Source organism: Blastococcus sp. SYSU D00922 (assembly GCF_054050495.1).
On record NZ_JBJGZL010000005.1, the window covers coordinates 94,943 to 107,410 of the forward strand.

At 71.4% G+C, this 12,468-nt stretch carries 6 protein-coding genes; 1 reads left to right on the plus strand and 5 read right to left on the minus strand.

All coding sequences use genetic code 11. The annotated features are described in order from the left end of the window. Window positions 1-37 precede the first annotated feature (37 nt). The 5 genes from ACI78T_RS09425 to ACI78T_RS09445 all read right to left on the minus strand — a co-directional run bounded on the left by ACI78T_RS09425 (window position 38) and on the right by ACI78T_RS09445 (window position 9,641). The gene (locus tag ACI78T_RS09425; protein WP_456557834.1) at window positions 38-1,423 is read right to left on the minus strand and encodes a neutral zinc metallopeptidase; all 1,386 of its coding nucleotides are present in this window, start codon (window positions 1,421-1,423) and stop codon (window positions 38-40) included. A gap of 128 nt (window positions 1,424-1,551) precedes the next feature. Beyond that, window positions 1,552-4,314 carry a 1,4-alpha-glucan branching protein GlgB gene (glgB, locus tag ACI78T_RS09430; RefSeq protein ID WP_456557835.1) on the minus strand — a complete coding sequence of 921 codons (2,763 nt, stop codon included), beginning with the start codon at window positions 4,312-4,314 and terminating at the stop codon, window positions 1,552-1,554. 28 nt (window positions 4,315-4,342) lie between these two features. Then, on the minus strand, window positions 4,343-5,713 hold the full coding sequence (locus ACI78T_RS09435) for a maltokinase N-terminal cap-like domain-containing protein (protein WP_456557836.1): 1,371 nt from the start codon (window positions 5,711-5,713) through the stop codon (window positions 4,343-4,345). Beyond that, window positions 5,710-7,557 carry a maltose alpha-D-glucosyltransferase gene (gene treS, locus ACI78T_RS09440; RefSeq protein ID WP_456557837.1) on the minus strand — a complete coding sequence of 616 codons (1,848 nt, stop codon included), beginning with the start codon at window positions 7,555-7,557 and terminating at the stop codon, window positions 5,710-5,712. Before treS ends, ACI78T_RS09435 begins: the two co-directional genes overlap by 4 nt. Window positions 7,558-7,607: 50 nt before the next feature. Then, entirely contained in the window at window positions 7,608-9,641 is a 2,034-nt protein-coding gene (locus ACI78T_RS09445) for a maltotransferase domain-containing protein (RefSeq protein WP_456557838.1), read from the minus strand. Between the two features lie 149 nt (window positions 9,642-9,790). On the opposite strand from ACI78T_RS09445, the gene glgP reads away from it, so the two are divergent. Then, the gene (gene glgP / locus ACI78T_RS09450; protein ID WP_456557839.1) at window positions 9,791-12,340 is read left to right on the plus strand and encodes an alpha-glucan family phosphorylase; all 2,550 of its coding nucleotides are present in this window, start codon (window positions 9,791-9,793) and stop codon (window positions 12,338-12,340) included. Window positions 12,341-12,468 lie beyond the last annotated feature (128 nt).

Genomic DNA, 12,468 nt, shown 5'->3' on the forward strand with positions numbered 1-12,468 from the left:
GTGCCCACGCAAACGCCGACCGGGTCACGCGCGGGCGTCAGCCCTCCAGGTCGCAGGCCTCGCCGCCCTCGAGGAAGCCGGTGCGGAAGGCTCCCACCAGCTCGAATCCCGACGCGTCGGTGTTCGGGAACACCTCTGGGTCCACCCCGTAGGTGAGGAGGAACTGCACCGCCTCGTCGATGTCGCCGGGGCTGATGACTGCGTACTCCTCGAACTGCCGGTTGAACCACTGGGCCTCGTACCAGCCGGTGAGGCAGACGGCCGAGCGGGTCGCCGCGCCGTCATCGATCGAGAGACCGGCCTGGTCGCGGACCGCCAGCGAGTACGGCAGGGAGATCGCCGTGGTGAGGGCGAAGTCGCCGATGTCGTCGTAGGCGGGCGTCGCGAGGTCGGTCTCGTCGACGTAGACGGTGGAGTCCTCGGGGCAGTAGCCCAGGTCGCGGTCCTCGAGGCCCTCGCAGTCAGGGGCCGTCCCCTGGAAGCCCTCGATCGCCGGAGGCTCGAACTCGGTGCCGAACGCCGCAGGGAACACCTCGCCGTAGAACAGCGGGAGCGTGGCCGAGATGAAGTCGACGGCGTCCTCGAACGGGGCGTTGCCCTGGCTGGCGTAGTCCTCGGGCCGGTCGAACTCGGCCGCGGTGAACAGCCGGTCGGGGCCGAAGCGGTCGCGGCACGGCTCGACACCGCCGTCGAAGCCCTCGTAGAAGGCCGAGACGCGGTCGAAGTAGGAGCCGTGCGCCTGGGTGTCGTCCGGGTCGCTGCCGACGTCGTCGCGCAGCAGCAGGAACCCGCGGATGACGTCGTCGAGGTCCGGCGTCCGGATCGAGACGTGCTCCGCCTCGCCTGCGGCCACCCACGACGTCCAGGCGCCGGCGAGGCAGTCGGCCTGGGTCTCGTCTTGGATGCCGCGCTCGGAGAAGCCGAACCGCCCCTGCATGGCGTGGCCGAACTCGTGCGCCATCACGACCGGGACGAGGAAGCGCCCGTAGTCGGTCGCCAGCTCCTCGAGCAGCGCCCGGTCGTACGCGATCAGGTCGCAGGTGGGGTCGTAGAACGCGTTGCCCGCGACCTCCTCTGGAGAGGTGGGCGAGCCGTCGCAGCCGATGCCGGTCTCCGGGTAGGCGCCCTCGTCGACGGCCTCGGAGTCGACGGAGAAGTAGCCGCCCTCCAGCGGCGTGAACTCGTCGTCGAAGAACTCGGGGTAGGCGTCGCTCCAGAACGTGTTGAGGTCGGCCAGCGCGTTGCGGGCGAACCGGTCGATCGGCTCGTCGCTGACCCCGGTGATCGGGAAGTCGTCGGCCGCGACGTCGACCGGCTCACCGGCTCCCGGCGACGCCTGGCCGGTGACGACCTCGGTGGCGCAACCGGTGAGCAGCAGGACGCCGAGGGCGGCGGGCAGGACACGGCGCAGGACCGGCGTCATCGGCGACTGGTTCCCCCTGTGAGGTGGGCCGGCTGCGGCCCGGACCAACGGCAGCCGCACCAGGATGCCTGGTCAGCGGACTCCGCGGGGCTCTCCGGCGCGCCGACGCCGGAGAGCCCGCCGCCGGATCAGCCTTCGTGCAGCAGCCAGACGGTGCCGAGCGGGGGAGCGGCCACGGTCGCCGAGTACGGCTGCCCGTGCCACGGCGTCTCCTCGGCCTCGACGCCGCCCAGGTTCCCGACGCCCGACCCGCCGTAGCCCTCGGCGTCGGTGTTGAGCACCTCGCGCCAGTAGCCGCCCCGCGGCAGGCCGATCCGGTAGCCGTGGTGCGGGGAGCCCGAGAAGTTGACGACGCAGGCCAGCGCCGAGCCGGCGGCCGGGTCGGACGCCTCGGCGCCCTCCTTCGCGGGCTTGCCGTACCGGAGGAACGACAGCACGTTCCCGCTGGCGTCGTTCGCGTCGATCCACTGGAAGCCGGCCGGGTCGACGTCCTGCGACCACAGGGCGTCCAGCTCCTTGTAGCGGCCGTTCAGGTCGGTGACCAGCTGCAGGATCCCGCGGTGCGCCGGGTCGTCGAGGTGCCACCAGTCCAGCGAACGGCTCTCGGCCCACTCCGAGTCCTGCGCGAACTCCGAGCCCATGAACAGCAGCTGCTTGCCGGGGTGCGCCCACATGTAGGCCAGGTAGGCGCGCAGGTTGGCCAGCTGCTGCCAGCGGTCGCCGGGCATCTTCCGGAGCATCGAGCCCTTGCCGTAGACGACCTCGTCGTGGCTGATCGGCAGGACGTAGTTCTCCGAGTACGCGTACATCATCGAGAACGTCAGCTGGCCGTGGTGGTAGCTGCGGTAGATCGGCTCGCGCTCCACGTAGGCGAGCGAGTCGTGCATCCAGCCCATGTTCCACTTGAAGCCGAAGCCGAGGCCGCCCAGGTGGGTGGGGCGGGTGACGCCCGGCCACGCCGTCGACTCCTCGGCGATGGTGACGACGCCCGGCACCTCCCGGTAGACGGTCGCGTTCATCTCCTGCAGGAACGCCACCGCCTCCAGGTTCTCCCGGCCGCCGTACTGGTTGGGCAGCCACTCGGTCCGCGAGTAGTCGAGGTAGAGCATCGAGGCGACGGCGTCGACCCGGATGCCGTCGACGTGGAACTCCTTGGCCCAGTACAGGGCGTTGGCGACGAGGAAGTTGCGCACCTCGGAGCGGCCGAAGTCGAAGACGTAGGTGCCCCAGTCCAGCTGCTCGCCGCGCCGCGGGTCACCGTGCTCGTAGAGCGGGGTGCCGTCGAAGCGGGCCAGCGCCCACTCGTCCTTCGGGAAGTGGGCGGGCACCCAGTCGACGATGACGCCGATGCCGGCCTGGTGGGCGCGGTCGATCAGGTAGCGCAGGTCGTCCGGGCTGCCGTAGCGCGCGGTGGGGGCGTAGTACGAGGTGACCTGGTAGCCCCACGAGCCGCCGAACGGGTGCTCGGCCAGCGGCATGAACTCGATGTGGGTGAAGCCCGCCGCCACGACGTAGTCGACGAGCTCGTCGGCCAGCTCGCGGTAGGAGAGCCCCTGGCGCCACGAGCCGGCGTGCACCTCGTAGACGCTCATCGGCCGCTCGTGCCAGCCCCCCGCGGCCCGCTCGGTCAGCCAGGCGTCGTCGTTCCACTCGTAGGTGGACTCGGTGACGACGGAGGCGTTGAGCGGTGGCACCTCGGTGGCGAAGGCCAGCGGGTCCGACTTCTCCCGCCAGGCGCCGTCGGCCCCGAGCACGTGGTAGCGGTAGCGGCTGCCCACCTGGACGCCGGGGATGAAGATCTCCCAGACACCGGAGGAACCGAGCGAGCGCATCGGGTAGGCGCGCGCCTCCCAGTAGTCGAAGTCGCCGGTGACCTTCACACCCCGGGCGGCGGGCGCCCAGACGGCGAAGGAGACGCCCTCGACGGTGCCCCGCGGGGTGTCGTAGCGCCGGACGTGCGCACCGAGCACGTCGTAGAGCCGCTCGTGCCGGCCCTCGCGGATCAGGTGCTCGTCGAGCGGCCCCAGGGTCGGCATCCAGCGGTAGGGGTCGTCGACGGTGAACGTGTTCTGCCCGCCCTGGCCGTCCGGGTAGACGACCTCGACGCGGTAGTCCCCGGGCTGCTGCGGCAGCTGAGCCTCGTAGATGCCTCCAGCGTGCAGCTGCCGGGCCTCGTACCGGGTGCCGTCCTCGTCGACGACCGCGACCGAGACGGCGTCCGGGCGCAGCGTCCGCACGACCCAGCCGGCGCCGTCCTCGTGCGCGCCGAGGATCCCGTGCGGGTCGTGCGACCAGCCCTCGACGATCGCGCGCAGCTCCTCGTCGCTGACCTGGCGGGTCTCCACGCTGCCCGTGCCACCGGCCGGCGCGCTGCCACCCGCATCGGCGGCGGGGACCGCGGCGGCGTCCTGGCCGGTGCTGTCCTCGGGAGCCTGCGGCGTGCTCGGCTCGGCGGGGTCGGGGCTCGGCGGCTCCGGCTGGGGCGCCGGGGCGCCCGTGCCGTCACCGGGCTCGGCGATGGGAGCCGGTGCGACGACGGGGGTCGCCGTCGTCTCCTCGGCAGGGCCCTCGTCGGGCCGGTTGACCGCGTCGGGTCGCTCCTCGAGCTGGGCCGGCGCCGCCTTCTTCGCCGTCGTCCGCTTGGCCGCCGTCTTCTTCGCGGCCGGCGCCTTGGCAGCGGCCGTCTTCTTGGCCGCCGTGGTCTTCGCGGCCGTCGTCTTCTTCGCCGCCGGCGCCTTCTTGGCCGCCGTCTTGCGGGCCGCCTTCTTCGCCGGCTCGGCGTTCACGACGGGTTCGGTGCCGGCGGCGGCCTCCACGGCAGCCACCCGCTCCTCGACGGCACGCTGCAGATCGTCCTTGTCGGCCACCGGGCCGCTGTCGTCGGTCGTCATCGTCTCGCCGTCCTCTTCGGTGCTGGGGTCACTGAGCGCTGGTGAGTCGCGACAGGGAATTGAGCGGGATCATCAGCCAGTGCGGACGGTTCCGTGCCTCGTAGACGCACTCGTAAACCGCTTTGTCCGCCTCGAACGCCCGAAGGAGTGGTGACTCCCCGCACGGGTCCAGCCCGCTGGCGGCGGAGTAACCGGCGCAGTAGGCCGCGCGGTTGCGGGCCGCCCACTCCTGCGCCCGGTAGGCGCGCTGCGCGTCGTCGGGCTGCTCGACCAGCATGTGCCGGGCCGCGTAGTCGAAGCTGCGCAGCATGCCGGCGACGTCGCGGAGCGGGCTGTCGAGCTCCCGGCGGCTGGCCAGCGACCGGGCCGGCTCACCCTCGAAGTCGAGGACGATCCACCCGGTGGCCGTGCGCAGCACCTGGCCGAGGTGCAGGTCGCCGTGCACCCGCTGCCGGACGACGGGCTCCCGGCTCTCGGCCACCGCGGCGTAGAGGGCGCGCAGCCCGTCGGCGTGCTCGGCCAGCTGCGGGACAACCTCGATCGCGGCGTCGAGCCGCTCGTTCATCTGGGCGGCCGTCGCGGCGTACCAGTCCTCGCCGGCCGGCTCGCTGGGCAGGACGCGCGCCATGTCGGCGTGCACCGACGCCGTGGCCGCCCCGAGCCGCTCGCTGTCGGCGGCGAAGTCGCCACCGACCTCGTCGGCGTGCAGGTCGCCCTCGGCGTAGAGGTCGCGGACGCTCGCCGTGGCCAGCCGCCAGCCGTCGCTGGCGTTCGGCACGAAGGTCTGCAGCATCGCGACCGTGGCCGGAGGGGTGTCCCCGTCGGGGTCGTCGATCTCGATGTGCCCGAGCAGCGGGGCGATGTGCTCGTTCTCCGTCTCGCGCAGCGCGGCGTGCACCTCGACGTCGGGGTTGAGGCCGGGCTCGAGCCGCCGGAACAGCTTGAGGATCGCCTCCTGCCCGTAGATCAGGGAGGTGTTGCTCTGCTCGCCCGAGACGATGTCGCCGGGCAGGCCCTCCGGGATGTAGGCGACGCCCGCCGGGTGGAAGTGCATCGGCCCGACCGTCGAGGCGTTGACCAGGTGGATGAGCCACGGGGTCGTGGCCTCGCGGTCGCGCATCGCGTCGTAGGCGTAGGTCTCGCGGCCGTCGTTGGCGACCGCGCCGACGAACGCCGACTCCAGCTCCTCGGCCGGGTGGTCCCGCCAGGACAGCGGCACCAGGTAGGTCTCCCGCGTGCCGTCGGTGTAGCTCACGCGGACCCGGTGCACCGACACCACGGGGGTGCCGCGGTCGAGGAAGAAGCCGTCCTCGGTGACGTCGGCCCACTCGCGGCCCTTGCTGCCGAACCAGCGCTGGTGCGGCATCCACTCGCGGAACAGCTCGGTCAGGGCCTTCATCGGTCGTCTCCCGATCCCGGTGCGCTGTCGTCGGGGAGGTTGTCGCCGGGGGTCTCCTCGGCCGCGCTGACCACCCCCGCGGCCAGCAGGGTGTCGGCCACGGAGCTCGAGGTCGCGCTCTCCCAGTCCTCGTGCTCGTCGGCGGTCGGCTCGGGGACCGGCTTGCTCAGCTCGAACCAGTAGAAGCCGTGCCCGGCGAGGGTGAGCATGTACGGCAGGACGCCGATCTGCGGGAACTCCACCCGCCCGGTCAGCTCGATCGGGGTGTAGCCCTCGAACTGCCGGAGGTCGAGCTCGACCGGCTGCGGGAACCGGGACAGGTTGTTCACGCACAGCACCACGTCGTCGCCGAACTTGCGGACGAACGACAGCACCGTCGGGTTGCGCGAGCCGACCTCCTCGAAGCTGCCCAGGCCGAACGTCGGGTGCTCGTTGCGGACCTGGATCATCCGGCGGATCCAGTGCAGCAGCGACGTCGTGTTGCGCAGCTGCGACTCGACGTTGGTGACCTGGTAGCCGTACACCGGGTCCTGGTTGAGCGGCAGGTACATCCGCTGCGGGTCGGCGGTGGAGAACCCGCCGTTGCGGTCGGGGGTCCACTGCATCGGCGTCCGGACGCCGTCGCGGTCACCGAGCCAGATGTTGTCGCCCATGCCGATCTCGTCCCCGTAGTAGAGGACCGGCGAGCCGGGCAGCGACAGCAGCAGCGCGTTGAACAGCTCGAGGGTGTTGACGTCGTTGTCCAGCAGCGGGGCCAGCCGCCGGCGGATGCCGATGTTGGCCTTCATGCGGGGGTCCTTGGCGTACTCGTCCCACATGTAGTCGCGTTCCTCGTCGGTGACCATCTCGAGCGTGAGCTCGTCGTGGTTGCGGAGGAAGACGCCCCACTGGCAGTTGTCGGGGATGTCCGGCGTCTGCGCCATGATCTCCGAGATCGGGAACCGCTGTTCCCGGCGGACGGCCATGAACAGGCGCGGCATGACCGGGAAGTGGAAGGCCATCTGGCACTCGTCGCCGTCCTCGCCGAAGTACTCGACGACGTCGGCCGGCCACTGGTTGGCCTCGCAGAGCAGCACGCGGTCGGGGTAGTCGGCGTCGACGACCTTGCGGACCTGCTTGAGGAACTCGTGCGTCTTGGGCAGGTTCTCGCAGTTGGTGCCCTCCTCCTCGTAGAGGTAGGGCACGGCGTCGAGCCGGAAGCCGTCGATGCCCAGGTCCAGCCAGAAGCGCAGGGCGTCGATGATCGCCTCCTGCACCCGCGGGTTCTCGAAGTTGAGGTCCGGCTGGTGGGAGAAGAAGCGGTGCCAGAAGTACTGCTTGCGCACCGGGTCGAACGTCCAGTTCGAGCTCTCGGTGTCGACGAAGATGATGCGGGCGTCGGCGTACTTCGTGTCGTCGTCGGACCACACGTAGAAGTCGCCGTAGGGCCCCTCGGGGTCGCTGCGGCTGGCCTGGAACCACGGGTGCTGGTCCGAGGTGTGGTTCATGACGAAGTCGATGATCACGCGCATGCCGCGCGCGTGCGCCTCGGTCAGGAACTCCCGGAAGTCCTCGATGTCGCCGAACTCCGGCAGCACCGCGGTGTAGTCGCTGACGTCGTAGCCGCCGTCGCGCAGCGGGGAGGCGAAGAACGGCGGCAGCCACAGGCAGTCGACGCCGAGCCACTGCAGGTAGTCCAGCTTGTCGATCATGCCGCGCAGGTCGCCGATGCCGTCGGCGTTGCTGTCGGCGAAGCCCCGGACGAGGACCTCGTAGAAGACCGCGCGCTTGTACCACTCGGGGTCGGTCCCGGGCGGGGGGAGCGCGGAGCGGGAGTCGGGGAAGTCGGGGACGGGAACGGTCATCGCTTGGGACAGACCTCGTTCGGTTCGCGGGCGGTCAGGGGGAAGTCGGTTCAGGCGACCGGCGGCGGGAACTGCACCGGCCGCGGCAGGGTGACCGCGAAGACGTGGGCCGGCTCCCGGTAGGGGTCCAGCTCCAGGTAGTTGAACTGGCCCCAGTCGTAGTGGGCGCCGGTGAGCTCGTCGGTGACGCCGAACCGCTCGTGCCAGTCCAGGCCGAGGACGGGGAGGTCCAGGGCCGTCGTCCCGATCTGGGTGTTGTGGCTGGACAGGTTGACCACCACGAGGACGGCGTCCTGCGACCCGGGATCGGTCTTCGAGAAGCAGATCAGGTTCGGGTTGTCGACCGAGTGGAAGTGCAGCGTGCGCAGCTGCTGGAGCGCCGGGTGGGCCCGGCGGATCTCGTTGAGCCGGCGCAGGTAGGGCGCGAGGCTCCGCCCGGAGGCCTCGGCGGCGTCCCAGTCGCGGGGGCGCAGCTTGTACTTCTCGCTGTCGAGGTACTCCTCGCTGCCCGGCTTCACCGCCACGTGCTCGAACAGCTCGAAGCCCGAGTAGACGCCCCAGGTGGGGCTCATCATCGACGCGAGCACCGCACGGATCTTGAACATCGGCGGGCCGCCGAACTGCAGCGACTCGTGGAGGATGTCCGGGGTGTTCACGAAGAAGTTCGGCCGCATGTAGTGCGCGTTGCTGGCCAGCTCGCGGCCGTAGTCCTCGAGCTCGCCGCGCTCGGTCCGCCACGTGAAGTACGTGTAGGACTGCGTGAACCCGATGCGCGCCAGCTGGTGCATCATCGCCGGTCGCGTGAACGCCTCGGCGAGGAACAGCACGTCGGGGTCGGTCTTCTTGACCTCCCAGATCAGCCAGTGCCAGAAGTTCAGCGGCTTGGTGTGCGGGTTGTCGACGCGGAAGATCTTGACCCCGGCCTCGACCCACACCCGGATGACCCGGAGGCACTCGGCGTAGATGCCCTCGGGGTCGTTGTCGAAGTTGATCGGGTAGATGTCCTGGTACTTCTTCGGCGGGTTCTCCGCGTAGGCGATCGTGCCGTCGGGCTTGGTGGTGAACCACTCCGGGTGCGCCTCGACCCACGGGTGGTCCGGCGCCGCCTGGAGGGCGAAGTCCAGCGCGACCTCCATGCCGAGCTCGCGGGTCCGCGCGACGAAGGCGCGGAAGTCCTCCATCGTGCCGAGCTGGGGGTGCACGGCGTCGTGACCGCCCTCGGCGCTGCCGATGGCCCACGGGGAGCCGACGTCGTCCGGGCCGATCTCGTGCGGGTTGCCGCCGGGGAACTGCGTCGAGTTCGGGCCCTTGCGGTTGACCGTGCCGATCGGGTGGATCGGCGGCAGGTAGACGACGTCGAAGCCCATGTCGGCGATGGCGGGCAGGCGGTCGGCCGCGTTGGCGAAGGTGCCGTGCGTGGGCTTCCCCCCGACGACCGGCCCCTCCGACCGCGGGAAGAACTCGTACCAGGAGCCGTAGAGCGCCTCGCGCCGGTCCACCCAGACCTCGTAGCGGGGGGAGCGGGTGACGAGCTCGCGCACCGGGTGCTCGTGCAGATACCGCTGCAGGCCGGCGGCCAGTGCCGGCGCGATGCGGACGGTGAGCTCCTGGGTGGTGTCGCGCAGGGCGGCGGCCGCGGAGCTGACCCGGTCGCGGAAGTCGTCGTCGGCCTCGGCGGCGACGCGGTCGAGCAGCCGCGCGCCCTCCTCGAGGTCGTTGGCCAGCTCCTCGGCGCCCTGGCCGGCCTCGACCTTCACCTCGACGGCGTGCCGCCAGGTGGCCAGCGGGTCGCTCCACGCCTCGACGCAGAAGGTCCAGAGGCCCTCGCGGTCGGGCACGACGGTGGCGATCCAGCGGTCCGGCTCCGGAGGGAGCTTCGCCATGCGGACGAACGGCGACTTCGAGTCGTCGTCACCGGGGGCGGTCCACACGACGTTCGCGGCGACGGCGTCGTGTCCCTCCCGGAACACGGTGGCGGTCACCGGCAGGTGCTCTCCGACCACCGCTCGGGCGGAGAAGGACCCGCAGGACACGACAGGGGCGACATCGGAGATGCCGAGGCGGAGATCAGCGCGGCCAGTCATCACCGACCACGCTACTGAGGTCCCGTCCCACCAGCACCTCGGCTCCGATCGCGCCCCACCAACCTCACCCGTCGGGGCGTACCGGGGGGTAGGTCGGGCAATTCGCGCGAACCCCTGGCGGTACGCCGTCGGCTGGTTAGTCTCGGCCGGTGCGTGCTCTTCGTCGGTTCACCGTCCGTGCGGCGCTGCCCGAACCCCTGACGCCCCTGTCCCAGCTCGTGATGAACCTCCGGTGGTCCTGGCACCCGGAGACCCGCGACCTCTTCGAGACCCTCGACCCCTCGCTGTGGCAGACCTGCGGCGGCGACCCGGTCCGGGCGCTCGGGGAGGTGTCGGCCGAGCGGCTCGCCCAGCTGGCCAAGGACCGCCGGTTCGTGCGCCGCCTCCAGGACGCCGTCGACGACCTCGAGGAGTACCTGACGACCCCGCGCTGGTACCAGTCGCTGGGCTCCGAGGCGCCGAAGAGCATCGCCTACTTCTCCGCGGAGTTCGGCATCACCGAGGTGCTGCCGCAGTACTCCGGCGGCCTCGGCATCCTCGCTGGCGACCACCTCAAGGCCGCCTCCGACCTCGGCGTCCCGCTGATCGGCGTGGGGCTGCTCTACCGCGCCGGCTACTTTGCGCAGAGCCTGTCGGCCGACGGCTGGCAGCTCGAGCACTACCCGTCGCTGGACCCGCACGGTCTGCCGGTGAAGCTGCTGCGCGAGCCGGACGGCACGGCCGCGGTCATCACCGTGCCGCTGCCCGAGGGGCGCACCCTGCACGCCCACGTGTGGCGCGCCCAGGTCGGCCGCGTGACCCTCCTGCTGCTCGACAGCGACATCGAGGAGAACGCGCCGTCGGAGCGGCTGGTCACCGACCGCCTCTACGGCGGCGACGAGGACCACCGGCTCCGGCAGGAGATGCTGCTGGGCATCGGCGGCGTCCGGGCCCTGCGCGCCTACTGCGGCCTGACCGACACCCCGCTGCCCGAGGTGTTCCACGCCAACGAGGGCCACGCCGGCTTCCAGGGGATCGAGCGGATCCGCGAGCTGACCGAGGCGCACGGGCTGTCGTTCCCCGAGGCGCTGCAGGCCGTCCGCGCCGGCACGGTGTTCACCACGCACACCCCGGTCCCGGCCGGCATTGACCGCTTCCCGAAGGCGCTCATCGAGCGCTACTTCGCCGGCTTCGGGGTGCCGCTGCACGACCTGCTCGTGCTCGGCGCCGAGGAGGACCCGTCGAAGTTCAACATGGCGCACATGGGCCTGCGCCTGGGCCAGCGGGCCAACGGGGTCAGCGAGCTGCACGGGCACGTCAGCCGCGGGATGTTCAGCGACCTGTGGCCGGGCTTCGACGAGTCCGACGTCCCGATCGGCTCGATCACCAACGGCGTGCACGCCCCCACCTGGACCGCCCGCGAGCTGGTCGAGATGGGCACCCAGACCACCAGCCAGGGCGACCCGGCGGTCGTCGACGGGCCCGTGCACTTCGACGGCGTGGACAAGATCCCGGCCGGTGACCTGTGGGCGATCCGCCGCACCCTCCGCGGCCGGCTCGTCGACGAGGTGCGGCGCCGGCTGCGCGAGACCGCGCTCTCGCGCGGCGCCACCGAGGCCGAGGTCGGCTGGACCGACACCGCCTTCGACCCCGACGTCCTCACCATCGGCTTCGCCCGCCGCGTGCCGTCCTACAAGCGGCTCACCCTGATGCTGCGCGACCCGGCCCGCCTCAAGGCGCTGCTGCTGGACCCGCAGCGGCCGATCCAGCTGATCATCGCCGGCAAGAGCCACCCGGCCGACGACGGCGGCAAGAAGCTCATCCAGCAGATGGTCGAGTTCGCCGACGACCCGGAGATCCGGCACCGCATCGCGTTCCTGCCGGGCTACGACATCGGCATGGCGCGCTACCTGTACTGGGGCTGCGACGTCTGGCTGAACAACCCGCTGCGGCCGCTGGAGGCCTGCGGGACGTCGGGTATGAAGGCCGCGCTCAACGGCGGGCTCAACCTGTCCATCCGCGACGGGTGGTGGGACGAGTGGTTCGACGGCCAGAACGGCTGGGCGATCCCGACCGCCGACGGCGTCAGCGACCCCGACCGCCGCGACGAGGTCGAGGCGCGGGCCATCTACGAGCTGCTGGAGAACCAGGTGCAGCCGCGCTTCTACGAGCGCGACCGCGACGGTGTCCCCGGGCGCTGGGTGGAGATGGTGCGGCACACGCTGCGCGAGACCGGCCCCAAGGTGCTGGCCACCCGCATGGTCCGCGACTACGTGCAGGCGCTGTACGTGCCGGCCGCCGGCTCGGCCCGCGAGATGGCCGCCGACGGCTACGCGCCGGCCCGCGAGGAGGCGGCCTGGCGGTCGCACCTGCTGTCGAACTGGCAGTCGGTGCGGGTCGCGCACGTCGAGGCGACCGGCGCGGGGGACACCCCGGAGATCGGGACGACGCTCGCGCTGCGCGCCGAGGTCGAGCTGCCGGGGCTCGCGCCGGGTGACGTCGAGGTGCAGGCCGCCTACGGGCGGGTCGACGACGCCGACGGGCTGCACGACGTGACCAGCGTGCCGATGGCGCACGAGCACACCGACGGGTCGCGGCACTGGTTCACGGCCACGGTCCCGCTCGAGCGGACGGGTGCTTTCGGTTACACCGTGCGCGTGCTCCCGCACTCCGAGCGCATGGCAGATCCGGCCGAGCTGGGTGTGGTGAGCAGCGCGTGAACGTTGTGCACCATCAATCTGACGAGGCACTTTCATCACAGGTGACCCAATGACCTCGCGGAACGTGGCGACAGCCCGGCGTGGCGGGGGCGCGGGCGCGCCGAGACGGCGTGTCGATCACTAGGCTG